At 68.7% G+C, this 23,916-nt stretch carries 19 protein-coding genes and 1 riboswitch; of the genes, 12 read left to right on the top strand and 7 right to left on the bottom strand.

The window, feature by feature from the left end; translation table 11 throughout:
* The first annotated feature begins 376 nt into the window (after positions 1-376).
* The 4 genes from kynU (at position 377) to UYS_RS0212350 (ending at position 5,492) form a co-directional block, all read left to right on the top strand.
* Positions 377-1,609: a kynureninase gene (kynU, locus tag UYS_RS0212365; RefSeq protein ID WP_016855832.1), complete on the top strand. Its 1,233-nt coding sequence runs from the start codon at positions 377-379 to the stop codon at positions 1,607-1,609.
* Positions 1,609-2,406: an alpha/beta hydrolase gene (locus UYS_RS0212360; RefSeq protein ID WP_016855831.1), complete on the top strand. Its 798-nt coding sequence runs from the start codon at positions 1,609-1,611 to the stop codon at positions 2,404-2,406. Before kynU ends, UYS_RS0212360 begins: the two co-directional genes overlap by 1 nt.
* An 87-nt stretch (positions 2,407-2,493) precedes the next feature.
* On the top strand, positions 2,494-3,801 hold the full coding sequence (locus tag UYS_RS0212355) for a DUF2252 domain-containing protein (protein ID WP_016855830.1): 1,308 nt from the start codon (positions 2,494-2,496) through the stop codon (positions 3,799-3,801).
* 212 nt (positions 3,802-4,013) lie between these two features.
* The gene (locus tag UYS_RS0212350; RefSeq protein ID WP_016855829.1) at positions 4,014-5,492 is read left to right on the top strand and encodes a protein adenylyltransferase SelO; all 1,479 of its coding nucleotides are present in this window, start codon (positions 4,014-4,016) and stop codon (positions 5,490-5,492) included.
* A gap of 52 nt (positions 5,493-5,544) precedes the next feature.
* Here UYS_RS0212350 and UYS_RS0212345 read toward each other — a convergent pair whose 3' ends face one another.
* The 4 genes from UYS_RS0212345 to katG form a co-directional block, all read right to left on the bottom strand.
* Entirely contained in the window at positions 5,545-6,084 is a 540-nt protein-coding gene (locus tag UYS_RS0212345; protein ID WP_016855828.1) for a GNAT family N-acetyltransferase, read from the bottom strand.
* Positions 6,085-6,129: 45 nt separating this feature from the next.
* Positions 6,130-7,179, bottom strand: a complete 1,050-nt coding sequence (locus tag UYS_RS0212340; RefSeq protein WP_016855827.1) for a homocysteine S-methyltransferase family protein — start codon at positions 7,177-7,179, stop codon at positions 6,130-6,132.
* Positions 7,180-7,433: 254 nt separating this feature from the next.
* Positions 7,434-8,357, bottom strand: coding sequence for an AEC family transporter (locus tag UYS_RS0212335; RefSeq protein WP_016855826.1), 924 nt, complete (start codon positions 8,355-8,357; stop codon positions 7,434-7,436).
* 243 nt (positions 8,358-8,600) lie between these two features.
* Positions 8,601-10,778 carry a catalase/peroxidase HPI gene (gene katG / locus UYS_RS0212330; RefSeq protein WP_026068535.1) on the bottom strand — a complete coding sequence of 726 codons (2,178 nt, stop codon included), beginning with the start codon at positions 10,776-10,778 and terminating at the stop codon, positions 8,601-8,603.
* Between the two features lie 432 nt (positions 10,779-11,210).
* Here katG and UYS_RS0212325 point away from each other — a divergent pair, with 432 nt between their 5' ends.
* The 3 genes from UYS_RS0212325 to UYS_RS0212315 all read left to right on the top strand — a co-directional run bounded on the left by UYS_RS0212325 (position 11,211) and on the right by UYS_RS0212315 (position 14,339).
* Positions 11,211-12,710 carry a CoA-acylating methylmalonate-semialdehyde dehydrogenase gene (locus UYS_RS0212325; protein ID WP_016855824.1) on the top strand — a complete coding sequence of 500 codons (1,500 nt, stop codon included), beginning with the start codon at positions 11,211-11,213 and terminating at the stop codon, positions 12,708-12,710.
* Between the two features lie 392 nt (positions 12,711-13,102).
* Positions 13,103-13,453: a YbaY family lipoprotein gene (locus UYS_RS17385; RefSeq protein ID WP_016855823.1), complete on the top strand. Its 351-nt coding sequence runs from the start codon at positions 13,103-13,105 to the stop codon at positions 13,451-13,453.
* Positions 13,454-13,568: 115 nt separating this feature from the next.
* Positions 13,569-14,339, top strand: a complete 771-nt coding sequence (locus UYS_RS0212315; RefSeq protein ID WP_016855822.1) for a hypothetical protein — start codon at positions 13,569-13,571, stop codon at positions 14,337-14,339.
* Between the two features lie 124 nt (positions 14,340-14,463).
* Here UYS_RS0212315 and UYS_RS0212310 read toward each other — a convergent pair whose 3' ends face one another.
* A complete protein-coding gene (locus tag UYS_RS0212310) occupies positions 14,464-15,141 on the bottom strand; it encodes a hypothetical protein (protein WP_026068533.1) in 678 nt (225 codons plus the stop codon).
* 112 nt (positions 15,142-15,253) lie between these two features.
* Positions 15,254-15,366: riboswitch (TPP riboswitch) on the top strand.
* Between UYS_RS0212310 and UYS_RS0212305 the strand changes: the two genes are divergently transcribed.
* Complete coding sequence (locus UYS_RS0212305; protein WP_016855820.1) at positions 15,356-16,744, top strand: SLC5/6 family protein; 1,389 nt, start codon at positions 15,356-15,358, stop codon at positions 16,742-16,744. It overlaps the preceding riboswitch by 11 nt.
* Positions 16,745-16,813: 69 nt before the next feature.
* Entirely contained in the window at positions 16,814-18,502 is a 1,689-nt protein-coding gene (ilvD, locus tag UYS_RS0212300; protein WP_016855819.1) for a dihydroxy-acid dehydratase, read from the top strand.
* A 90-nt stretch (positions 18,503-18,592) separates the two neighbouring features.
* On the opposite strand, the gene UYS_RS0212295 is transcribed toward ilvD, so the two are convergent.
* Positions 18,593-19,264: a hypothetical protein gene (locus tag UYS_RS0212295; RefSeq protein WP_016855818.1), complete on the bottom strand. Its 672-nt coding sequence runs from the start codon at positions 19,262-19,264 to the stop codon at positions 18,593-18,595.
* Positions 19,265-19,353: 89 nt separating this feature from the next.
* The gene (locus UYS_RS0212290; protein WP_026068532.1) at positions 19,354-19,629 is read right to left on the bottom strand and encodes an XRE family transcriptional regulator; all 276 of its coding nucleotides are present in this window, start codon (positions 19,627-19,629) and stop codon (positions 19,354-19,356) included.
* A gap of 248 nt (positions 19,630-19,877) precedes the next feature.
* Between UYS_RS0212290 and UYS_RS0212285 the strand changes: the two genes are divergently transcribed.
* From UYS_RS0212285 to lhgO, 3 genes are all read left to right on the top strand, one after another.
* The gene (locus tag UYS_RS0212285) at positions 19,878-21,296 is read left to right on the top strand and encodes an APC family permease (protein ID WP_016855816.1); all 1,419 of its coding nucleotides are present in this window, start codon (positions 19,878-19,880) and stop codon (positions 21,294-21,296) included.
* A 178-nt stretch (positions 21,297-21,474) separates the two neighbouring features.
* A complete protein-coding gene (gene glaH / locus UYS_RS0212280) occupies positions 21,475-22,455 on the top strand; it encodes a glutarate dioxygenase GlaH (RefSeq protein WP_016855815.1) in 981 nt (326 codons plus the stop codon).
* Between the two features lie 91 nt (positions 22,456-22,546).
* Positions 22,547-23,743, top strand: a complete 1,197-nt coding sequence (lhgO, locus tag UYS_RS0212275; RefSeq protein WP_016855814.1) for an L-2-hydroxyglutarate oxidase — start codon at positions 22,547-22,549, stop codon at positions 23,741-23,743.
* The last annotated feature ends 173 nt before the right edge of the window (positions 23,744-23,916 follow it).

Here is a 23,916-nt window from a genome sequence, read left to right as displayed (position 1 = left end):
TGCAGCGGCCCTGTTCACTGTAGTGGGGCGACATGGATTCCTTCTCTATCGATGACGTCGACGACGGACAGTCGAAAGCGGGGTGATCCAGTCTGCGGTGAAGCGAGACCAGTCGGTCACGAAGGGTGACCACCTCGGGCGCGGTGTCGATGTTCCCGGCCGAGGCGCCATTACCCTACTGACTCGACGGCAAGATGTCCAATCGTCACCCAGATGGCGGGCAACGGACGCCAGTGTCTCGAAAATTGAGAAGAAACGTCTGGGAGGAGGGGGTAACCGCGACGGCCTCGGAGAGGGCGCCGAGGATCGGGCGGGCGTCGCCCGTCCTCGCCTAGAATGATCGCAGGCCTTTCCCCTGTCCCTGCGGAGACCCGACATGAGCGTCAGCCTGGACCGCGTTCGCGAGCTCGATCGCCACGATCCCCTGGCGGGCTTCAAGCCCCTGTTTGCCCTGCCCGACGGGGTGATCTACCTCGACGGCAACTCCCTCGGTGCCCAGCCGACGGCCGCCCGGGAGGCCGTCGCCGCGACCCTGGATCAGTGGCGCGACGAGCTGATCGGTGGCTGGAACCAGGGCTGGTTCGACGCCCCTGAGCGCCTCGGCAACCGGTTGGCGCCGGTGATCGGCGCCCACGACGGTGAGGTGGTGGTCACCGACAACATCACCCTCAACCTGTTCAAGCTGCTAGGCTATATCCTCGAGCGGCGCGGCGATGGCAACCGTGGCGCGGTGCTCAGCGAGGGCGGCAACTTCCCCACCGACGGCTACATCGCCCAGGGCTTCTGCCGGCTCGGCGGCGTCGAGCATCGCGTGCTGCCCGAGGGCGCCGAGCTCGCCGAGCACCTGGACGGCGTGGCCGTGGTGGTGCTCAGCCAGGTCAACTATCGCACCGGCCGGCTGCGCGACATGGCGGCCACCACGCGCCGGGTGCACGACGCCGGCGCCGAGGTGATCTGGGACCTGGCCCACTCGGCCGGCGCGCTGCCGGTGGACCTCGCCGGCAGCGGCGCCCGCTACGCGGTGGGCTGCACCTACAAGTACCTCAACGGCGGCCCCGGCGCGCCGGGCTTCCTCTACGTGCACCGCGACCACCAGGACGGCGGCTGGCAGCCGCTCTCGGGCTGGCACGGCCATGCCGCGCCCTTCGCCTTCGACGGCGACTATGCCCCGGCCGGAGACATCACCCGCTTTCGCACCGGCACCCACTCCGCGCTGGCCTACAGCGCCCTGGAGGCGTCGCTTTCGATGTGGGGCGATGTCGACATGGCGGCGCTGCGGGAGAAGAGCCTGGCGCTGGGCACGCTGTTCCGCGACGGCCTGGCCGACCTGTTCGAGGCGCACGGCATCGAGGACATCACCCCGCCGGCGGGCGAGCGCGGCAGCCAGGTGTCGCTGGTGGATGCCGACAACGGCTACGCCATCGTCCAGGCGCTGATCGCTCGCGGGGTGATCGGCGACTACCGCGAGCCGGGGCTGATGCGCTTCGGCTTCGCGCCGCTCTACCTGAGCTTCGAGGACGTCTGGCAGGCGGCGCGGCACTTCCGCGAGGTGGTCGAGGGCGGCGAGTACCGCGAGCCTCGCTTCCACGTGCGCGGAGCGGTGACCTGATGGCCGGTCGCGACGCGCAGGCGGCGCGGGATCATGACTATTCGCCGAGTCGCTTCGCCCGCGACGTCGAGGCGACGCTAGCGCGCCAGGCGCACGTCGGCCGCGCGCTGGCGGCCCGCCATCGGCCGCTCGAACTGGTCGACGGCGACGATGCCGAGGCGCGGCTGGACCTGTTCATTCCCGAGGGCGTGTCCGGGAGCATGTCCGGGAGAGAGGCTCCCTGGCCGCTGATGGCCTTCATCCACGGCGGCTACTGGCAGGAGCTCGATCATACCGCCAGCGACTTCCTCGCCGAGCGCTATCTGGCCCGGGGCATGGCCTTCGCCTCGCTGGGCTACGGGCTGGCGCCGGGGACCGCGATCGAGGCCATGATCGCCCAGTGCGCCCGCGGCCTCGCCATGGCGCGGGAGGCGCTGGAAGCACGCGGCGGCGCCGGGCGGGTGATCCTCGGCGGCCACAGCGCCGGCGCCCAGCTGGCGTGTCGGGTGGCCGCCGAGGCGAAGGGAGAGGTCGACGAGCTGCTGCTGGTCAGCGGCGTCTATGACCTCACGCCGCTGGTGGATACCTACATCAACGCGCCGCTGGGGCTCGACCGGGCGCGGGCCCGGGCGCTGAGCCCGCGCTTCGGCGAGCTCGCCGGGCTGCCGCCGAGCCGGGTGGTGATCGCCGAGCGCGATCCGCCGGCGTTTCGCTCCCAGGGCCGCGACTTCGCGGTCGCGCTCGAGGCCGCCGGTGGCGTGGTCGAGCTGACCGACCTGGCCGGCTGCGATCACTTCGACGTGCTCGATCATCTGTAATCCTTGCCGTCGACGCCGGGGCTTGCTTGACTGAACGCTGCGCCCGCCGGCGTTCGTCGCACCGCCCATGTCGGAAAAGGAAGCTCCATGACGCCACCGCTGACCCGCCACAATCGCCCTCGCCAGGTGCTCGATGCCATCGCCGCCGCCAACGCCTCGCTTGCCGATGAGGACCGCGAGGCCAAGTACGCCAAGCTGGCGGAATCGCCGTATCGCTTCTTCCGCGGCACCAACCACCTGTACTGGGGCGACGTCTGGCACGACTGGCGCTTCGCCCTCTACGGCGGCCTGCCGGAGACCCAGACCTGGCTGCAGGGCGATGCCCACGTCTACAACTTCGGCGCCTACGGCCACCACGACGATGCCGTGCGCTACGGCATGGACGACTTCGACGACGCCATGGTCGGCGACTACCAGTACGACCTCTGGCGGCTGGCGATCAGCCTGGTGCTGGACGCGCGGGAGAACGCCGGGCTCTCGCGCAAGGGCATCGACAAGTCGCTCGAGACGCTCATCGAGGCCTACCTGGACGAGCTCGACGACCACGCCGAGGGCGAGGTGCCGGGGGCGGTGACCCTGGACACCGCCAAGGGGCCGCTGGAGCCCTTCCTGGAGAAGGTGGCGCGCAAGGAGAGCCGGGCCAAGATGCTCGACAAGTGGACCGTGCTCGGCGACGACGGCCGGCGCTTCGCCGTCGACGAGCGCCCGGAGAAGCTGGCCCGGCTGCCGGCCCACCTGGCCAGCCAGCTGCGCAAGGCCGTGGAGGAGGAGTACCGCGAGACGCTGCGCGGCGCCCGCGCCGAGGCCGAGGAGGATCACTTCCGGGTCAAGGACATGGCACGGCGCCTCGACGCCGGCACCGGCTCGCTGGGGCTCGAGCGCTACTACGTGCTGATCGAGGGCGGGCGCGACCACGTTCACGACGACGTGATCCTCGACGTGAAGCAGCAGACCGCGCCCGAGGGCTGGCGGATGATGAACGCCGCCGAGAAGCGCGACTGGCGCCGGGCCTTCGCCCACGAGGGCGCCCGCCACGCCGCCGCCTTCACCGCCATCGCCGAGCACCCGGACATCTACCTGGGCTGGCTGCACCTGGGCGACACGGTGTTCTCGGTGCGCGAGCGCTCGCCGTTCAAGGAGGACTTCCCGACCCACAAGATCGACGGCGACAAGCCCTATCGCAAGCTGGCCAAGCAGTGGGGCCGGATCCTGGCCCGCGAGCACCTGCGCGGCGCCCAGGCGCTGACCCCCGACGATCCCGGCGCCTTCGCCCGGGCGGTGACCGGCCGGGTCGAGGGCGGCCAGGAGCACTTCGTGGACATGATCTCGACGCTGGCCTTCGGTTACGCCGACTGCGTGGCCCGGGATCACGCCACCTTCGTCGATTCTCTGTAAACGGGAACCGATGTGCTCGCCGTCGACGGGGCTGCGAGGGGCGCCATGAAACCCTCCCCGGGCGCTACCGACGCCTTCCCTGGCGCAGGACCCCTCTTCGCCCCGTCCCCGGCATGTTCCACGTTCAGCGCCGTTCTGAATCGCGCCGATACGCCTTGGGTGCAGCCCCCCGGTCGCTGTAGGCTGGGGGCAATTCGCATTCAGGAGGCGCCATGTTTCCCCCCTTCACGCTGCGCTATGCGCGCTTCCCCGACCGGCTGCGGGCGCCCGCCCGGCCGGCGCCCGTCGAGCGCCCCGAGCTGGTGGCCTTCAACCGGCCGCTGGCCGAGTCGCTGGGCTTCGATCTGGACGCCTTCGACCCCGAACGGGCCGCCGAGCTGTTGTCCGGCAACGCCCTGCCCGAGGGCGCCGAGCCGGTGGCGCTGGCCTACGCCGGCCACCAGTTCGGCAATTTCGTGCCCCAGCTCGGCGACGGCCGGGCGGTGCTGCTGGGCGAGGTGACCGACCGCGCCGGCCGGGTGCGCGACCTCCAGCTCAAGGGCAGCGGCCGCACGCCGTTCTCCCGCGGCGGCGACGGCCGCGCGCCGCTGGGCCCGGTGCTGCGCGAGTATCTGGTCAGCGAGGCCATGCATGCCCTGGGCGTGCCGACCACCCGGGCGCTGGCCGCGGTGACCACTGGCGAGACGGTCTATCGTCACGTGCCGGAGCCCGGCGCGGTGCTGACCCGCGTCGCCGCCAGCCACCTGCGGGTGGGCACCTTCCAGTACTTCGCCGCCCGCGACGATCAGGAGGCCGTGCGGCTGCTGGCCGACGAGGCGATCGAGCGCCACTATCCCCATCTCGCCGACCGGGACGAGGGCGAGCGCTATCTGGGCCTGCTCGAGGCGACGGTGGAGCGCCAGGCCGAGCTGGTCGCCCGCTGGATGGGAGTCGGCTTCATCCATGGGGTGATGAACACCGACAACGCGGCGATCTCCGGCGAGACCATCGACTATGGTCCCTGCGCCTTCATGGACGCCTACGACCCGCGCACCGTGTTCAGCTCCATCGACGAGCGCGGCCGCTACGCCTTCGTCAACCAGCCACCGATCGCCCAGTGGAACCTGGCGCGCTTCGCCGAGACGCTGCTGGCGCTGATCGACGAGGATCGCGAGCGGGCCATCGAGCGCGCCACCGCGGTGCTGAAGGCCTTCGAGGATCGCTTCGAGGCCAGCCGGATGCGGGTGATGCGGGCCAAGCTGGGCCTCGTGACGGAGGAGGAGGGCGACGCCGCCCTGGTCGAGGACTGGCTCGCGGCGATGCAGGCCGCCCGCGCCGACTTCACCCTGAGCTTCCGCCACCTGGCCGATGCCCTGGAAGGCCCCGAGGGCGAGGCGCGCCTGGCGGCCGAGCTGTTCGGCGACCGTGAGGCGCCTGAGGCGTGGCTGTCACGCTGGCGCGAGCGGCTGTCCCGCGAGGACGCCGATGCCGCCGAGCTGGCGCGGCGCCTGCGCGGCGTGAATCCGGCGGTGATCCCGCGCAACCATCGCGTGGCGGAGGCCATCGCGGCGGCCGAGAACGACGACTTCGGCCCCTTCGAGGCGCTGCTGGCGGCGATCACCCGGCCCTTCGAGGCGCCGACCGGCGAGGTCGACTACACCCGCCCGCCGCAGGACGACGAGAGGGTGCTGCGGACCTTCTGCGGCACCTGACGCGAGCGCATCGTCACCGCGACAGGGGCCCACGACTCGCCCGGCGCGTCTGTCACCAGAAGGCCGGGTCGTTGAACGCCTCGACACAGCGGGCCCTGCCCCTCAGCGGCGTCATCTCGGCCTCGGTGAGCGGTTGTGCGAGCCAGCCCTCGGGGTATTGCAGCGCGAACGGCGCCGGGATGATGGTCGTGGTGACCGGCGCAAAGCCGACACGCGAGTAGTAGGTCGGGTCACCATAGGTCACGACGATGTCGATGCCTGCCTCACGCAGCGCCTGCAGGGCATGGGTCAGCAGCTGCCGTCCGACCCCCTGGCCTTGCCACTCGGTCGCCACCGCCACCGGGCCGAGCACCCGCACGCGCCGGTCATCCTGGTCGTAGGTCAGCCTCGAGAAGATCGCCGCGCCGATGACCGCACCATCGGACTCGGCGGTGAAGACATGCCGATCCGGCGCGGGTGTGCGAGACAGCAGGTTACCCACCAGATCGCCGATCAGCGTGCCTTCCGACGCTCCCTCGGCGGCGGTGAAGGTCGCCGTGAACAGTTCGACGAGCGCCTGATCGCGCCCTTGGGCGCCTTGCGAGAATTCCATGCGGATTCCTTGGCTGCCGTACGCAGGTTCAGGGTAGCGGCCCCTTCAGGCCTTTTCCCCCAGGGCGGCGATGTGGTCCGGCAGGCGATCATGGGAGCCGTACATGAAGTGGTTCTCCATGCGCTCCGCAAACTGGGCGGCTTCCGGTTCGCGTCCCACCGCCATGGCGACCTCACGCACGTGCATCGGCGATGCGCCGCAGCAGACGCCGAGGTAGTTGACCCCCTGGGCATGAACGTCGCGAGCAAAGGCGCCGAGTTCGTAGCGGTTGCAGAACAGCGGATCCAGGGCGGTCGGGAAGGGGCGTCCATGGGGCGCCGGGCAGCCGCATCCCTGCTGGTCGGAGAGGTTGAAGAAGGTCGGCTCCTGCTCGGTGGTACGATAGGTGACCGGCAGCGCCGCTACATGGCAGGCCACGGCATCGCGAATCCGCTGGATCCAGGGCCGCATGGTATCCGGGCCTCTGAAGCAGTTCAGGCCGACCACGCTGGCGCCCTTCTGCTCCAGGGCGAGGCAGGTTTCCACGATGCCGGGGCCATCGATCATGCGATCCTCGGCCATCGGCGCCAGGGTGACGACGGCGGGCAGCCCCTTGGCCTTGATCGCCTCCAGGGCCGCCTCGGCTTCTCCGGCATAGTAGAAGGTTTCCGCGATGATGAAGTCGGCGCCTTCCTCGACGGCCCACTGCACCATCTCGTCGAACATGTCGCGCACGCTCTGCTGCGAGGCCGGATCCTCGGGGTCCCAGACGTTGCTGTTGGAGATGTTGCCGGCCATCAGGTTGCCGGCCTTCTCATCGGCCACCTTGCGGGCAATCCTCAACGCGGCCCGATTCAGCGGTTCCAGCAGATCCTCCTTGCCGATGACCTTCATTTTTTCGCGGTGGCCGTTGTAGGTGAAGGCCTGAACCACGTCTGACCCCGCATGCTGGAAGTCCCGGTGCAGCGTTTCCAGCGCGTCCGGGCGCAGCAATGCCACTTCGGGAACGAACTCGCCGGCGGAGAGATAGCCGCGCCGTTCAAGCTCGAACAGGAAGCCCTCGGCACAGATGAGGGGGCCCCGGTCGAGTCGTTGGGTGATCAGGTCGTGTGCCATGGATGCATGCCTCCGCGGTGGCAGGTGTCTGGAGTCAGGCCGCATTCTGGCAGTCGTTCAGGCCCCGTCACCAATGAAGGTTTTCCGGCTTCAAGATGAATCGAATTCATCCCAATTGATGCTTGCAGCAATTGCATGAATGTTCGCCGGGCGTCCTTGACGCTCGAGGCATCGGCGGGCCTCTATCACCGGCAGCGCCGGCCTCCCGCCTCCGGGTGATATCGCCGACACGGATCACGTCGCCTCTACTGCCGCTAGAGCCAGTAGAGGCACAGTGACAGCGTTACCACCGAGCCCAGCGTCGAGAGCAGCACGGTGCGCGAGACGACCGCCGCCTCGCGCCCGTAGAACTCCGCCAGCATGTAGGGCCCGGTGCCGGTGGGCAGCGCGCTCATCAGCAGCGCCGACTTGGCCCACAGCGGCGGCAGCGCGAAGACGTGGAACGCCAGCACCCAGGTGAGCAGCGGATGCACCAGCAGCTTGAGGCCGACCAGCCCCCAGGCGCCCTCGGCGGAGCCGCTCTGCTTCTGGGCCAGGAACAGGCCCAGCGAGACCAGGGCGCAGGGCGTGGTGGCATCGCCCAGCAGGCGCAGGAAGTCGTCGAAGGGGCCGGCCAGCGACGGGCCGCCGAGCGCCCACAGCGCGCCCAGCAGCGGCGACACCACCAGCGGGTTCCTGGACAGGGCCTTGAACACCTTGCCGAGTGCTCGGGCGAAGGAGGGCTCGTCCTGCAGGCCGATCTCGATGCAGACGACGGCGATGGCGAACAGCACGCAGACCACGATGAGGGTGGCGACCAGCGCCGGTGCCAGGCCCGCCTCGCCCAGTACCAGCAGGCTCAGCGGGATGCCCACGTAGCCGGTGTTGGCGTAGGCGGCGCCGAGGCCGTCGATGCTGGCGTCGACCAGCCGGCGCCGGCCGCGCAGGCGATAGCCCACGGTGACCGCGAACAGCAGCAGCGTCGGCAGGGTCACGGCGGCGATGAAGCCCGGATGCCAGATCTCTTCCCAGCGGGCGCTGGCCGTGGTGCGGAACAGCAGCGCCGGCAGGCACAGCCAGACCACGAAGCGGTTGAGTTCGGCGGCGGCGGTCTCGCCCAGCCGGCCGGTGCGGCGGCACAGGTAGCCCGCCAGGATCAGGCCGAAGATGGGCAGAACGACACCGAGAACGGACGACATGACGGGGCGGCTCCTGGGCGATGACACGATGAAGGGGTCAGCCTAGGCGGATCTGATACTACCGTCTAATGTCCTTTGGTCCGGTGGTCGAGGCGTCGCCCGCCCGAGGCGGCCCAGGCGCCCGCGGGCGAGGGGTGAGGGGTGAGGGGCAAGGGGCAAGGGGGCGGACCAACGAAGCGCGCCGGCCACGAGGGCCGGCGCGATGTCTTCATGGGCCGCCGCGGGCGCGGCGGCGAGAGGCGATCAGGCCAGATCGAAGCGATCGGCGTTCATCACCTTGGTCCAGGCGGCCACGAAGTCCTCGACGAACTTGGCCTGGCTGTCGTCCTGGGCGTAGACCTCGGCGTAGGCGCGCAGGATGGAGTTGGAGCCGAACACCAGATCGGTGCGGGTGGCGGTCCACTTCACCTGGTCGGTCTTGCGGTCGCGGATCTCGTAGAGCCCCTTGTCCGCGGGTTTCCAGCTGTAGGCCATGTCGGTCAGGTTGACGAAGAAGTCGTTGGTCAGCTGGCCCACGCGGTCGGTGAACACGCCGTGTTGGGTGCCGCCGTGGTTGGTGCCGAGGACCCGCATGCCGCCGACCAGCACGGTCATTTCCGGCGCGGTGAGGCCCAGCAGCTGGGCGCGGTCGAGCAGCATCTCCTCGGAGGCGACGACATAGTCCTGCTTCTGCCAGTTGCGGAAACCGTCGGCGAGCGGCTCGAGCGCCTCGAAGCTGTCGGCGTCGGTCATCTCGTCGCTGGCATCGCCGCGTCCCGGCGAGAAGGGCACGGAGATCTCGGTGCCGGCGGCCTTGGCGGCCTGTTCCACGCCGACGTTACCGGCCAGCACGATGGTGTCGGCGATCGAGGCACCGGCCTCTTCGGCCAGCGGCTCGAGCACGGACAGCACCTTGGCCAGGCGCTCGGGCTCGTTGCCGGCCCAGTCCTTCTGCGGCGCCAGGCGGATGCGGGCGCCGTTGGCGCCGCCGCGCTTGTCGGAACCGCGGAAGGTGCGGGCGCTGTCCCAGGCGGTGGCGATCAGATCGGCCATCGGCAGGCCTGCGGCCGCGATCTTGGCCTTCAGGTGGCCGATGTCGTACTGGGTCTCGCCGGCCGGCACGGGGTCCTGCCAGATCAGGTCTTCCTGCGGCACGTCCGGGCCGAGATAGCAGGCCTTGGGGCCCATGTCGCGGTGGGTCAGCTTGAACCAGGCGCGGGCGAAGGTCTCGGAGAAGTACTCCGGGTCGGCCATGAACTTCTGACAGATCGCGTTGTAGGCCGGATCCATCTTCATCGCCATGTCGGCGTCGGTCATGATCGGCAGGCACTTGATCGACGGGTCTTCCACGTCGGCGGGCATGTGCTCCTCGCGGATGTCGATGGGCATCCACTGCCAGGCGCCGGCCGGCGACTTCTTGAGCTCCCACTCGTAGCCGAAGAGCATCTCGAACCAGCCCATGTCCCACTGGGTCGGGTGGCTGGTCCAGGCGCCCTCGATGCCGGACACCACGGTGTCACGACCGATGCCGCGGCCCTTGGTGTTCATCCAGCCGATGCCCTGGTATTCGACGTCCGCCGCTTCCGGATCCTCGGAGAGATCGTCCGCGTTGCCGTTGCCGTGGCACTTGCCGATGGTGTGGCCGCCGGCGGTCAGCGCCGCGGTCTCCTCGTCGTTCATCGCCATGCGGGCGAAGGTCTCGCGCACCTGGGCGGCGGTCTTCAGCGGGTCGGGCTGACCGTTGACGCCTTCCGGGTTCACGTAGATCAGGCCCATCTGCACGGCGGCCAGCGGGTTTTCCATGGTCTCTGGCTGGTCGACGTCGTCGTAGCGCTCGTCGGAGGGGGCGAGCCATTCCTTCTCGGCGCCCCAGTAGGTGTCCTTCTCGGGGTGCCAGATGTCCTCGCGACCGAAGGCGAAGCCGAAGGTCTTCAGGCCGGCCTGTTCGTAGGCGATGGTGCCCGACAGGATGATGAGGTCGGCCCAGGAGATCTTGTTGCCGTACTTCTTCTTGATCGGCCACAGCAGGCGGCGGCCCTTGTCGGTGTTGACGTTGTCCGGCCAGGAGTTCAGCGGCGCGAAGCGCTGGTTGCCGGTGCCGCCGCCGCCGCGGCCATCGGCCAGGCGGTAGGAGCCGGCGGCATGCCAGGCGACGCGGGCGAACATGCCGACGTAGGACCCCCAGTCGCTCGGCCACCAGTCCTGGCTGTCGTTCATCAGCTGGCGCAGGTCGTTCTTCAGCGCCTCGACGTCCAGCTTCTTGAGCTCTTCACGGTAGTCGAAGTCGGCACCCAGCGGGTTGGTCTTGGTATCGTGCTGATGCAGGATGTCGAGATTCAGGGCATTCGGCCACCAATCCATGACCGAGTCGCCGGTCTCGGTCATCCCGCCATGCATGACCGGGCACTTTCCTGCTCCGCCTTGCTGAGTAGCGTCACCCATCTTGCTCTCCTTCGATCGCGTGTTGTGCTGCTCCTGACGAGCAGAGGTCGTGTCGCTGGTCCGTCATCGATCATCGACAGCGCCGTTTTCGAGCGGGTTCCAGCCTTTCCACCCAGTTTAGTGGCGGCAAAAGAGACCGCCATTTTTCTTTCCCGAAGACATTGATAGCAAACCTTTATCGTCTTTCGACGATGAGAGGGCGCCGGCGTTCCGCGAGGCGGCGACTCGTCCATTGGTCGCCCCCCGGTTGCCTGGCGATTTGCGGCCTACCTACACTCGATGGCTCGGTAATCGTGAGCCTGCATGAGCGTTTCGTCGTTCTCGATCCGCCCCCATCGAGGCCTCGACGGGGCCGGACCTCGGATAACAATCACAAACCGCGGGCCCGGGGAGGGCAGGAAGCCTTTCCCGGGGTCGCCAAGGAGCCGCTAGATGTCCGTCAGAGAGATCCCGCTGTATATCGATGGCCAGGCCGTCACCTCGCAGAGCCAGGAATGGCGCGACGTGCTCAATCCGGCCACCCAGGAGGTGGTCGCCCGGGTGCCGTTCTGCACCGTCGAGGAGGTCGATCGTGCCGTGGCCAGCGCCAGGGCCGCCTTCTTCGAATGGCGCCGCACCCCGCTGGCCAAGCGTCAGCGCATCATGCTGCGGCTACAGGCGCTGATCCGCGAGCACACCGAGGAGCTGGCCGCGCTGATCACCGAGGAGCACGGCAAGACCCTGCCCGACGCCGCCGGCGAGGTAGGGCGCGGGCTCGAGGTGGTGGAACACGCCTGCTCGATCACCTCGCTGCAGCTCGGCGAGCTGGCCGAGAACGCCGCCACCGAGGTCGACGTCTACACCCTCAACCAGCCCCTGGGCGTCGGCGCCGGGATCACCGCCTTCAACTTCCCGATCATGCTGCCGTGCTTCATGTTCCCGCTGGCCATCGCCACCGGCAACACCTTCGTGCTCAAGCCCTCCGAGCAGGATCCGAGCTCGACCATGCGGCTGGTCGAGCTGGCCCACGAGGCCGGCGTGCCGGACGGCGTGCTCAACGTGGTGCACGGCGGCCCGGACGTGGCCAACCGCCTCTGCGACCACCCGGACATCAAGGCGATGTCGTTCATCGGCTCGACCCACGTCGGCACCCAGCTCTATCGCCGCGCCTCCGAGGCCGGCAAGCGCGCCCAGGCGATGATGGGGGCCAAGAACCACTGCGTGGTGATGCCCGACGCCAACCGCAGCCAGGCCATCAACAACCTGCTGGGCTCCGCCTTCGGCGCCGCCGGCCAGCGCTGCATGGCCAACTCGGTGGTGGTGCTGGTGGGCGAGGCCCGCGAGTGGCTGGACGAGCTGGCCGAGGCCGCTCGCCACATGAAGGTCGGCCCCGGCACCCAGCGCGACGCCGACCTCGGCCCGCTGGTCTCGCCGGCCGCCCAGGCGCGGGTGGAGGACCTGATCGCCACCGGCGAGAAGGAAGGCGCCCGGCTGCTGGTCGACGGCCGCGGCTGCGAGGTCGAGGGCTATCCGGACGGCAACTTCGTCGGCCCGACCCTGTTCAGCGACGTGACCGCGGAGATGGCCATCTACCGCGAGGAGATCTTCGGCCCGGTGCTGTGCGTGGTGAGCGTGGAGACCCTCGACGAGGCGATCGCCTTCATCAACGCCAACCCCAACGGCAACGGCACCTCGATCTTCACCAACTCCGGCTGGGTGGCGCGGCGCTTCGAGACCGAGATCGACGTCGGCCAGGTGGGCATCAACGTGCCGATCCCGGTGCCGGTGGCCTACTTCAGCTTCACCGGCTCGCGGGCCTCCAAGCTCGGCGACCTGGGCCCCAACGGCAAGCAGGCCATCGCCTTCTGGACCCAGACCAAGACCGTCACCGCCCGCTGGTTCGAGCCCGAGAACGTCTCCGGCGGCATCAACAGCACCATCTCGCTGAGCTGATCCCCTCCCGCTCGGCGGTGAGCGACGGCCCCGTCTCGAGAGAGGCGGGGCCGTTGCGGTTGGGGCGGCTTGCCCGGTAGACGGTACGGCGTTTGGCGCCTGGGAGATTCCATGCCCTGGGTCATGTCAGGCCTCCCGCTCGCCCTACCGGGACGCCGAAACCTTGCTACCTTGAGGTGGTATCGAACTGGAATGAACCCGCCTTGGCGTCACGGGCCTATCCGGGGTGACGCGGCCAGCGGTGTCGAGTCTTCTCTCCGCCCTAGTACATGAAGGAGTCATCAATGAGATCGAAAAATGGAATCGCGGCAGTGATCGGCCCTTGGATGATCGGCGTTTTCGTCCTGTTGCTGGCGGCATGCAGCCAGCAACAGAGGGCGGGGGAGCAGTCGATGCAGCAGCCGGACAACTCCCTGATGAGGGTCATCAGCGGCGAGGTGTGGTATCGGGAGCGCATGGCGCTGCCGCCGGGGGCCGAGGTCATCGTGACCCTGGAGGATCAGTCCCGCGCGGATGCTCCCGCCACCGTCATTACCGACTACACCCACGTGGTCGACGGGGACCAGCCACCCTATCCGTTCCGGCTGGTCTATGCCCCCTCGGCCATCGATGAGCGCATGACCTATGGCGTGCGGGCCCGCATCGTTCACGACGGTAAGCTGCTGTTCACCAGCATGGAGCATGTCGATCCCTTCGCCGGCGAGCCAGGCGAACCCGTGCGCATCAGGGTCTCGCGGCAGTGACGGCTTCGATGTCAGGGAGTGGAGATGATGCCCCGCGCTGAGAGCTCAGTGCGCGGCTCTTTCGGTGCGCGCCTGCCAGGGCTCAGGGACGACAACTAGAGTCAGGGAGTCACGGATGTCTGCACTTAACAAGCTGGTGATCGCTACCTTCTCGACCTTGCTTCCCCTGGAGGTAGCCAGCGCACAACAGGATGGACTGGGCTCGGAAGCCAACGATCCGACGGCCTCCGTCATGGCCTTCCAGCTGCAGGACTTCTACACGTACCGGTACCACAACCTCGACGACGAGGACGGAAACCGCCTGCAGTTCCGCGCCGCCATTCCGTTCTCGCTGGGTGACTACAGCAACATCTTCCGACTCACCGCACCTTACGTGACCGACTCGCCGAATGACTCGAGCGGATGGTCCGACATGACGCTGTTCAACCTGGTGACCTTCGACCGCTCATGGGGGCGATTCGGCGTCGGTGCGGTAGCGCTGTTGCCGACCGGGGAAGACGACCTGAGCGCCGAAAAATGGGGTCTCGGTCCCGCAGTGGGCTTCGTGGCCAGCCAACCCTGGGGGATATGGGGGCTGTTCAATCAGAACGTGTTCACGGTGGCGGGAGACGACGACTACCGCGACGTGAATATCTCGATCGTGCAGCCGATCGTGAACTACAGCCTCGGGAATGGCTGGTCGGCGGGGGCCTCCGACATGTCGATCACCTATGACTGGGAGCAGCATGACTGGGTGAGCCTGCCGCTGGGCGTTGCGCTCAACAAGCTGGTGAGGATTCGGGAGTATCCGGTGCAGTTCACGGCCAGCTATGAGCACAACTTCTACGACGAGGGAGTGAGCGCCTCGGACACCCTCAACCTCACCGCGAAGCTGCTGTTGCCTTGAACGGCAGCGGTGAATAGGGGCCGCTGGTCGCCTCCGAAGCGCTAAAGATCAATGACGCCTCAGGCGATCCTGGCCCCTTCCAGGGAGGCTTTTGCCTCCTCCTGAGGCCCCGCTCCGGTATCGCCTAGGAGCGGATTAGGGCCATCTCCAGCAGCTCGCCCACCGGCGCCAGCTGGCTCTCGTGCAGCAGCAGGTGGCTCTCGCCGGGAGCGTCGCCGGCGGGGCGGACCACGGCGAACTCGCCTTCCTCAAGATGAAATTCGTGGATCTCGCGGAGGCCTCCGGGCGTCTCGCAGCGGATCGAGCGGTAGGCCTCGTCCTCGCCGTAGGTCAGGCGGTGGTAGACCTTGAAGAAGGTATAGAGCGACAGCCCCCGGGGAAACGCCGGCCAGCGGGCCGGGTTGGCGCGGGTCTCGGCGTCGATCTCGTGACCCTCGGTCTCGGCGCCGTGGATGGCCGAGGCCAGCGGTGCGGCGAGCAGGGTGGCGGCCTCGCCGGGCAGCGGCGCCAGCGCCTCGACGGCCTGCCGGTAGCGCTCGGCCGCGGCGTGCAGGTCGGCCATCGTGCGCAGCGGATGGTCGCTGTGGCGCAGGTCCTCTGGCGCGCAGACGCCGTTCTCCCAGCCGTGGATCACCCTGAGCGTCAGTCGCCCCTCGCGCATCGGCGCCTCCAGCAGGGCCTGGAGGGCGACGCGCAGATGCAGCTGGCGCTCGGGGACGCCGTTGGCGAAGGCGGCGTAGGGCTCGGCGAAGATCCGGTGCAAGCAACCGGGGGCGTGTTCCTTGGCTTCGGTAAACGGCATGGCGGGGTCCGGGCTGGTTGTTCGAATGGCGGGAAGGATGTGTCATGCTGGCGCGGCTATCCGGATATCGGCCATGTTGGCCCTGTCTTGAGGATCGCCACCACCATTCATTCACTGTCGCCAGGGGAGTCTCGCCGGCATCGGCGGGGCTGAGAGAGCGTGCGTCGCTGACCCTGGAACCTGATCCGGTTCATGCCGGCGGAGGAAGTGCGACATGCCTTATCTGACGTCAGCCGTGCTTGGCGCGGCGCTTTTGTGTTTCACCGTGCTGGGCCTGCGTGCCCGTCGGGCGGACGGTCCGCTCGACGACTACGTCACCGCCCGCAACTCCCAGTCGGCCCCGACCCTGGGGCTCTCCTTCCTGGCCTCCGGCATGGGCGCCTGGATCCTCTTCGCGCCGCCCGAGATCGGCGCCTTCGTCGGCCCGCTGGGCCTGGCCGGCTATGCCATCGGCTCGGCGCTGCCGTTCATCGTGCTCGGCGCCTTCGGCCCGGCCATCCGCCGTCGCCTGCCCGAGGGACGCAGCATCGGCGAGTACGCCGAGGCCTGCTTCGGCGCCGGCATCCGCCGCTGGGTGGCGCTGGTCTCGGTGCTGTACATGGGCTGCTTCCTGGCCGCCGAGCTGACCGCCATCGGCGCCATCACCGGGCTGCTGTCGGACGTGCCGGTGGCGCTGGTGGTGGTCGGCGTGGCGGCGGCGACCCTGCTCTACACCGCGCTGGGCGGGCTGCGCGCGAGCCTGGCCACCGATCGCTGGCAGGCCTGGCTGCTGCTGGCCCTGCTGCTGCTGGTGGGCGGCGTGGCGCTGGCCCGGCTGCCGGAGCTGCCGGCCGAGGCCGCGCTGCCGTCGATTCCCGCCGCTGACGCCCTGTCCGTGGCGCTGACGCTGGTGATCGCGGTGACCGCGGCCAACCTCTTCCACCAGGGCTACTGGCAGCGGGTGTGGGCGGCCCGGGACGACCGGGCGCTGGGACGCGGCGCCTGGCTGGGCGGGGCCGTCACCGTGCTGGTGGTGGCGGTGGTCGGCGGCCTCGGCATGCTGGCCGCCATGGCGGGGGTGTCGCTGGGCGAGCCGCCGATCCCGTTCTTCGCGCTGCTCGCCGAGGCGCCGGGCTGGCTGGCGCTGCCGGCGCTGGTGCTGGCGGTGACGCTGGTGGCCTCCAGCGTCGATACCCTGCAGAACGGCATCGCCTCGCTGGTGGTGGCCGGCAGCGGCCGCCGCGGCCTGTCGCTCAGGGCGGCGCGGCTGGTCACCGTGGCGCTGATGGTGCCGGTGGTGGCGATCGCCCTGCAGGGGCTCTCGGTGCTGCGGCTGTTCCTGATCGCCGATCTCTTGTGCGCGGCCATCGTGGTGCCGGTGCTGCTGGGGCTGTGGGCGCGGATGAGCGCCGCGGCGGCGCTGGCCGGCGGCCTCGCCGGGCTGGCCGGGGCGGTGCTGCCGGGCTGGGTCGCCTCGGGCAGTGCCCTCGACGGCCTGCTGGCGGCGAGCTTCCCCGGTGGGGTGCCGACCCTGCCGCCGTTCCTCGGCGCGCTCCTGGCCTCCAGCGCGGTGGCGCTGCTGGTGGCCTGGTGGCGCCCGGCCGCGGTGCGGCGCACGGCCTGAACGGTTGCCAGGCCGGCGGATGACCGCCACCCTCTGAGGGTCATCCCGACCTGACGAAGGAGCCGTGCCATGAGTGATACGCCACAGGATCCACGCCGTCGCCATTCCGCCCCGGTGGTGGACGGCGTCGGCAAGTCGGCCAGCCGTGCCATGCTGCGCGCGGTAGGCTTCAATGACGACGACTTCACCCGGCCCCAGGTGGGCATCGCCTCCACCTGGAGCCGCGTCACGCCCTGCAACAGCCATATCGGCGAGCTGGCCGAGCAGGCCAGCGCCGGCGCCGATGCGGCCGGCGGCAAGGGCGTGATCTTCAACACCATCACCATCTCCGACGGCATCGCCAACGGCACCGAGGGCATGAAGTACTCGCTGGTGTCGCGGGAGGTGATCGCCGATTCCATCGAGACGGTGGCCGGCTGCGAGGGCTTCGATGGCCTGGTGGCCATCGGCGGCTGCGACAAGAACATGCCCGGCTGCCTGATCGGCCTGGCACGGCTCGACCGGCCCAGTGTCTTCGTCTACGGCGGCACCATCCTGCCCGGCGAGGGGCACACCGACATCGTCTCGGTGTTCGAGGCCATGGGCGCCCACAGCCGCGGCGATCTCGACCTCATCGACGTCAAGCGGATCGAGGAGACGGCGATTCCCGGGCCCGGTTCCTGCGGCGGCATGTACACCGCCAACACCATGGCCTCGGCCATCGAGGCGCTGGGCATGAGCCTGCCCGGCAGCTCGGCGCAGAACGCCGTGTCGCGCAACAAGCGCGACGACAGCCGGGCGGCGGGGGAGGCGGTGCTGACGCTGCTCGAGCGCGACATCACGCCCTCGGACATCATGACCCGCGAGGCCTTCGAGAACGCCATCACCGTGGTGATCGCCCTGGGCGGCTCCACCAATGCGGTGCTGCACCTGATCGCCATGGCCGACGCCATCGGCGTGTCGATCACCCTCGACGACTTCACCGCGATCGGCAAGCGGGTGCCGGTGCTCGCCGACCTGCGCCCCAGCGGCCAGTACATGATGAGCGAGCTGGTCGAGATCGGCGGCATCCAGCCGCTGATGAAGACCCTGCTCGACGCCGGGCTCTTGCACGGCGACTGCCTGACCGTGACCGGCGCCACGCTGGCCGAGAACCTGGCCAAGGTGGCGCCCTATCCCGAGGACCAGGTGATCATCGCGCCCCTCGAGGCGCCGCTGAAGGCCCAGAGCCACCTGCGCGTGCTGCACGGCAACCTGGCCCCGGAGGGGGCGGTGGCCAAGATCACCGGCAAGGAGGGCACCCGCTTCTCGGGCACGGCCCGGGTGTTCGGCTCCGAGGAGGAGGCCCAGGCGCGCATCAACGACGGCAGCGTGGTGGCCGGCGACGTGGTGGTGATCCGCTACGAGGGGCCCCGCGGCGGGCCCGGCATGCGCGAGATGCTCACCCCGACCTCGGCGATCATGGGGCGCGGGCTCGGCAGCGAGGTGGCCCTGATCACCGACGGCCGCTTCTCCGGCGGCAGCCACGGCTTCGTGGTCGGCCACGTGACGCCAGAGGCCTTCGACGGCGGCCCGTTGGCGCTGGTCGAGGACGGCGACACCATCACCCTCGACGCCGAGGCCGACACCATCAATGTCGCGCTCACCGTCGAGGAACTCGAACGCCGCCGCGCGGCCTGGCAGCGGCCGGCGCCGCGCTACACCCGCGGGGTGCTGGCCAAGTACGCGCGCACGGTGAGCTCCGCCTCGACCGGGGCGGTGACCGACCGGGCCGACTAGCGTCGCCACACGCCAGACACGACGACGCCGCCCCGAGGGGCGGCGTCGTTCGTGGCGGGCCGGTAAGGCAAAGCCCGGTGGCGGCCGCGCTTACTGCGAGAGGGCGTCGCCCATCATGTCGTCGAAGGTCATGGCGTTCTCGGGCAGCTCGAAGGCCGAGGCGGCCGGCGTCTCGTCGGACAGCGAGGCGATCCGGAAGCGGTCGCCGAAGCGCAGCATGCCGAGTCCTTCTTCCTCCAGCGCCGTGGCGATCGGGTCGGGCTCGCCGGTCATGGTCCGCTGGTAGGCGTGGAAGGCGCTCATCAGCTCGCGGACCTGATCGTCGTCGCTCAGCACCAGGGTATCGTCGTGGGCGTTGCCGGCCTTGTCGGTCCAGGCCAGCTGGTAGACCTCGCCTTCCAGGCCGGCGATGGTTTCCTGCTCGCCGGTGGCCTCGAGGGACTCGATCGAGTCGGCCTGCTGGCTGGTCAGCCCGGCCATGGCCTGGTCGTTGCCCATGCTCTCGGCCATCTGCTTGAGGCGGGCCATGTCCATGACCAGGGTCTGGCCCTGCATCTCGGTCACCATGTAGCCGTTGCCGTCCTTGAGCAGCATGAAGCCCGCCTGGGCCTGCTGGGGGAAGTCCATGCGCAGGTCATCGCCCGCCCAGCTGACTTCCATGGTGGCGTTGCCCTGGTCTGAGCGGCTCTCGAGGGTGGCCTGGCCATCGGCCAGGGCGGGCAGCGAGGCGGCCAGCAGCAGGCCGGTCACGAGGTGGCGCATCGGGAATCTCCCTGATCTCGAATCCATGAGGCAGAGGGCCGGACAGGCCGGCCCGGACCCTGGTCGCGGGCGAGCGGATCGCCGGGCGGCTAGGGTGGCGTGAGTTCGTGGTCGATGGTGTTGCGCAGTGCCTGTAGCTCATCGAGGGTGAGCTGCTCCAGGCGGCCGGCGAGGAGGTCGCTGATCTTCTGCATGGGCAGGCCCGCGCGGCGGGCGATCTCGCGGTTGCCGAGATCCGATACGGCGATCAGCCGGGTGATGATGCGCATGAGGCGCGTACGTTGTTCCAGGTCCCTGACGTCGAGGTCAGGGCATCGTCGCGGAGGGTCGAGGAGTTCCGCGTTGGAAAAGCTTGCCGTGCTCATGATGCTCCACAGGACAGAATCGACCGCTACAGCATGAAGCCTTTTGACGCGTTTCGCTAGTGGTCGAAAGGGGGAGAGTGGTCGGGAGAGGAGCCGGTGTCGCGTACGAGATTTCTCGATGGCGGAAACCGCAAAGGCAAGGCCTTCTCTGGCCAGGGAAAGAGTTTGAATTCGTCGCAATTGTTGTTTATTTTCAACATCGTTCGATAAATACAACGTTTCATGTCGCGACTCAAGGACACTGTAAAATGAACAGCGATACAACGCATCTCTCGCGCGTGCTGGCGCGCAAGGACGTGCTGGCCCTGGCCTTCGGCGCGATGATCGGCTGGGGCTGGATCGTGATGACCGGCAACTGGATTCAGTCGGCGGGCAGCCTGGGTGCCATCACGGCGTTCCTGATCGGTGGCGCGGTGATCGTGCTGGTGGGGCTGACCTATGCCGAGCTTGCCTCGGCCATGCCCCAGGTGGGCGGCGAGCACGTCTACAGCTATCGCGCCATGGGCCATTTCCCTTCCTTTCTCTGCACCTGGGCCATCACCCTGGGCTATGTCAGCGTGGTGTCCTTCGAGGCGGTGGCGCTGCCCACCGTGGTCGAGCATCTGTTTCCCGACTATGCGGTGGGACAGATGTGGACCATCGCCGGCTGGGACGTGAAGGCGACCTGGGTGGCCGTCGGCGTGGTCGGCGCGCTGGCGATGACCTGGATCAACTACCTCGGCGTGCGCACCGCCGCGCTGGTGCAGAAGGTGGTGACCCTGCTGATCCTGGCGGTCGGCGTGATGTTCATCACCGGGTCGCTGTTCGAGGGCAGCACCACCACCATGGAACCGCTGTTCAACGTCGAGGGCGGCGTGATCGGCGGCATCATGACGGTGATCATCATGGTGCCGTTCATGTTCGTCGGCTTCGACGTCATTCCCCAGGCCGCCGAGGAGATCGACCTGCCGTTCAAGGAGATCGGCCGGGTGCTGATGATCTCGGTGGTGCTGGCGGTGTTCTGGTACGGGCTCATGATCCTCGGCACCGCGCTGATGCTGGATCCTGCGGCGCTGTCCGAGAGCTCGCTGGCGGTGCCGGCGGCCATGCAGGCGGTCTTCCAGACGCCCTGGGCGGAGAACCTGATGATCCTGGCCGGCATCGCCGGCATCATCACCAGCTGGAACGCCTTCTTTATCGGCGGTTCCCGGGCGATCTATGCCCTGGCGCACTCCGGCATGCTGCCGGCCTTCCTGGCCCGGCTGCACCCGGAGCATCGCACGCCCACCAACGCCGTGCTGGTGATGGGGGCGCTGTCCGCCGCCGCTCCGCTGCTGGGGCGCCCGGCCCTGGTGTGGCTGGTGGTCGCCGGCGGGCTGGGCATCGTCATCGCCTACCTCTTCGTGTCGCTGTCCTTCGTGCTGCTGCGTCGCCGCGAGCCGGAACTGGTGCGACCCTTCAAGGTGCGCCGTGGCAAGACCGTGGGGGCGCTGTCGGTGATCCTCTCCCTGGCGCTGATCGGCCTCTACCTGCCCGGCAGCCCGTCGGCCCTGTCGCCCTTCGAGTGGGCGCTGTTCGCCGGCTGGATGCTGGTCGGCCTGGCCCTCTACGGCTGGTCGCGGGCGCGTTACGGCGTCGACTACAGCGATCGGATGATGCAGCGCGAGCTGGCCCAGTCCTCGTCCTGACGGGCCTGATATCGCCGCCCGCCTGACCGAGACCCCGGCCCTGTGGCCGGGGTCTTTTTGTTGCTGGTGCTTCGACTCTTCTCCAATGCGGCTCCTGTGGGGTAGGCGGTATTTTGTTGATGTTTTATAAAAATGTAGATATTTTTGATCCATCGATCCTCGACACCCTGGAGCCCCGATGACCGCGCTGACCCGGATTCCCGAACTCGCCATGCCGCTGCCCGCCGACCCGCAGGGCTTCACCCTGACGCCGTCGGCGCAGTCGCCGCGCCTGCTGCAGATGACCTTCTCCCGCGAGGTCGTCGAGGCCTTCGTCGAGGCCGTGGCCGACTGGCCGGTGCAGGCGCTGGAGTACAAGTCGATGCTGCGCTTCCGGGTGGCGAAGATCCTCGATGACCTGTGCGGCAACACCCTGCAGCCGGTGCTGATCAACAGCCTGGTGGATCGCGCCACCGGCGGGCTGCAGGTGGTGCCCGAGGGCCTGGACGACGTCGCCCAGGCCGAGGAGATGGTCAAGTTCGCCACCGCCGTGGCGCACCTGATGGGGCGTTCCAACTTCGATGCCATGAGTGGCCAGTTCTATGCGCGCTTCGTGGTCAGGAACGTCGACGAGTCCGACAGCTACCTGCGCCAGCCGCATCGGGTGATGGAGCTGCACAACGACGGCACCTTCGTCGAGCAGGACACCGACTACGTGCTGATGATGAAGATCGACGAGCAGCACATGCAGGGCGGCGATTCGCTGCTGCTGCACCTGGACGACTGGGAGGAGCTGGAGCGCTTCTATCGCCATCCGCTGGCGCACCGCGAGATGCGCTGGGCGGCGCCGCCGAGCAAGAAGGTCGCCGCGGATGTCTTCCATCCGGTGTTCGACGTGGATCGCGAGGGGCGGCCGGTCATGTCCTACATCGACCAGTTCGTGCAGCCGAAGGACTTCGAGGAGGGCAACTGGCTGTGCGATCTGTCCGCGTCGCTGGAGGGCAGCGCGGGGATCCTCTCGGTGCCCAATCCGGTGGGCAGCTTCCTTTTGATCAACAACCACTTCTGGCTGCACGGCCGGGATCGTTTCACGCCGCATCCTGAGCTTCGCCGCGAGCTGATGCGCCAGCGCGGCTACTTCACCCACGCCGCCACGCTGCGCCGCTCGCGTCAGCGTTGAAGACGCCGCGGGCCATGGGCCGGTCCGGGGCCTATCGAGGGCTCCGGAAAACGCGCCTAATGGACGCCCCTACAGCAGGAACGAGGACGGCATGTACGATTTCATCATCATCGGCGGCGGCATTCTCGGCATGTCCACCGCCATGCAGCTCCAGCAGGCCTATCCGGACCGCCGGATGCTGGTGCTGGAGAAGGAGCGCGAGCCGGCCTGTCACCAGACCGGCCACAACAGCGGCGTGATCCATGCCGGGGTCTACTACACCCCGGGCAGCCTCAAGGCGCGCTTCTGCCTGGAGGGCAACCGCGCCACCAAGGCCTTTTGCGACGCCCACGAGATTCCCTACGACAGCTGCGGCAAGCTGCTGGTGGCCACCAACGACCTGGAGATGCAGCGCATGCAGGCGCTGTGGGAGCGCACCGAGGCCAATGGCCTGGAGCGCGAGTGGCTGGGCCCGGAGGCGCTGGCCGAGCGCGAACCCAACATCACCGGCGTCGGCGGCATCTTCGTGCCCTCCAGCGGGATCGTCGACTATCGCGCCGTGACCCGCGCCATGGCCGCCGAGTTCGAGCACCTGGGCGGCGAGATCCGCTACGGCGCCGAGGTCGAAGGGCTCGAGGAGCGGCGCCAGGAGGTGGTGGTGACGACCGCCGCCGGCGAGTTCCGCGGGCGCTATCTCGTGACCTGCTCGGGGCTGATGGCCGACCGGGTGGTGCGCATGCTGGGCCGGGATCCGGGCTTCACCATCTGCCCCTTCCGCGGCGAGTACTACCGGCTGCCCGAGCGGCACAACGCCATCGTCAATCACCTGATCTACCCGATCCCGGACCCGTCGATGCCGTTTCTCGGCGTGCACCTGACGCGCATGATCGACGGCTCGGTCACCGTGGGGCCCAACGCCGTGCTGGCGTTCAAGCGCGAGGGCTACCGCCGGCGCGACGTCTCGCCGATCGACCTGGCGCGCATGTTCACCGACCCCGGCATTCTGCGGGTGCTGGGCAGGAACCTGCGCCCGGGGCTCGTGGAGATGAAGAACTCGCTGCACAAGCGCGGCTACCTCGAGCTGGTGCGCAAGTACTGCCCGAGCCTGACCCTCGAGGACCTCACGCCCTATCCGGCCGGGGTGCGCGCCCAGGCGGTCTCGCGGGACGGCCGGCTTGTCGACGACTTCCTGTTCGTCAACACGCCGCGCACGGTGAACGTGGGCAACGCGCCGTCGCCGGCGGCCACCTCGGCGCTGCCGATCGGCGCCCATATCGTCGCCAAGGTGAAGGAGCTGGTCGGAGAGTGACGGCCCGGCCGACAGCGCAGGGGGAGAGTTAAGAAAAGTCTAAATTCGTGACCTGTATCGACGTTGGTGGTGTGGTCGATTCGACGAGGGGCTGCTAGCGTTTTTTCAGACGCATCGGCGAGTTAGCGACTGGCTCGGCGCTGCCCAACAAGCACAACAATTCTCTCGAATCG

The organism is Halomonas smyrnensis AAD6, from assembly GCF_000265245.1.
GTDB classification, from domain to species: Bacteria; Pseudomonadota; Gammaproteobacteria; order Pseudomonadales; family Halomonadaceae; genus Halomonas; species Halomonas smyrnensis.
This window is presented reverse-complemented; position numbering and strand designations above follow the sequence as displayed.

What these genes read in the sequence shown, in the direction of transcription:
- UYS_RS0212290 (WP_026068532.1), bottom strand. Translation starts at nt 19,629, where the DNA reads ATGAGCACGGCAAGCTTTTCCAACGCGGAACTCCTCGACCCTCCGCGA.
- glaH (WP_016855815.1), top strand. Translation starts at nt 21,475, where the DNA reads ATGACCGCGCTGACCCGGATTCCCGAACTCGCCATGCCGCTGCCCGCC.
- UYS_RS0212335 (WP_016855826.1), bottom strand. Translation starts at nt 8,357, where the DNA reads ATGTCGTCCGTTCTCGGTGTCGTTCTGCCCATCTTCGGCCTGATCCTG.
- UYS_RS0212315 (WP_016855822.1), top strand. Translation starts at nt 13,569, where the DNA reads ATGTCTGCACTTAACAAGCTGGTGATCGCTACCTTCTCGACCTTGCTT.
- UYS_RS0212285 (WP_016855816.1), top strand. Translation starts at nt 19,878, where the DNA reads ATGAACAGCGATACAACGCATCTCTCGCGCGTGCTGGCGCGCAAGGAC.
- kynU (WP_016855832.1), top strand. Translation starts at nt 377, where the DNA reads ATGAGCGTCAGCCTGGACCGCGTTCGCGAGCTCGATCGCCACGATCCC.
- UYS_RS0212310 (WP_026068533.1), bottom strand. Translation starts at nt 15,141, where the DNA reads ATGCCGTTTACCGAAGCCAAGGAACACGCCCCCGGTTGCTTGCACCGG.
- lhgO (WP_016855814.1), top strand. Translation starts at nt 22,547, where the DNA reads ATGTACGATTTCATCATCATCGGCGGCGGCATTCTCGGCATGTCCACC.
- UYS_RS0212350 (WP_016855829.1), top strand. Translation starts at nt 4,014, where the DNA reads ATGTTTCCCCCCTTCACGCTGCGCTATGCGCGCTTCCCCGACCGGCTG.
- UYS_RS0212360 (WP_016855831.1), top strand. Translation starts at nt 1,609, where the DNA reads ATGGCCGGTCGCGACGCGCAGGCGGCGCGGGATCATGACTATTCGCCG.
- UYS_RS0212340 (WP_016855827.1), bottom strand. Translation starts at nt 7,179, where the DNA reads ATGGCACACGACCTGATCACCCAACGACTCGACCGGGGCCCCCTCATC.
- UYS_RS17385 (WP_016855823.1), top strand. Translation starts at nt 13,103, where the DNA reads ATGCAGCAGCCGGACAACTCCCTGATGAGGGTCATCAGCGGCGAGGTG.
- UYS_RS0212295 (WP_016855818.1), bottom strand. Translation starts at nt 19,264, where the DNA reads ATGCGCCACCTCGTGACCGGCCTGCTGCTGGCCGCCTCGCTGCCCGCC.
- UYS_RS0212355 (WP_016855830.1), top strand. Translation starts at nt 2,494, where the DNA reads ATGACGCCACCGCTGACCCGCCACAATCGCCCTCGCCAGGTGCTCGAT.
- ilvD (WP_016855819.1), top strand. Translation starts at nt 16,814, where the DNA reads ATGAGTGATACGCCACAGGATCCACGCCGTCGCCATTCCGCCCCGGTG.
- UYS_RS0212345 (WP_016855828.1), bottom strand. Translation starts at nt 6,084, where the DNA reads ATGGAATTCTCGCAAGGCGCCCAAGGGCGCGATCAGGCGCTCGTCGAA.
- katG (WP_026068535.1), bottom strand. Translation starts at nt 10,778, where the DNA reads ATGGGTGACGCTACTCAGCAAGGCGGAGCAGGAAAGTGCCCGGTCATG.
- UYS_RS0212325 (WP_016855824.1), top strand. Translation starts at nt 11,211, where the DNA reads ATGTCCGTCAGAGAGATCCCGCTGTATATCGATGGCCAGGCCGTCACC.
- UYS_RS0212305 (WP_016855820.1), top strand. Translation starts at nt 15,356, where the DNA reads ATGCCTTATCTGACGTCAGCCGTGCTTGGCGCGGCGCTTTTGTGTTTC.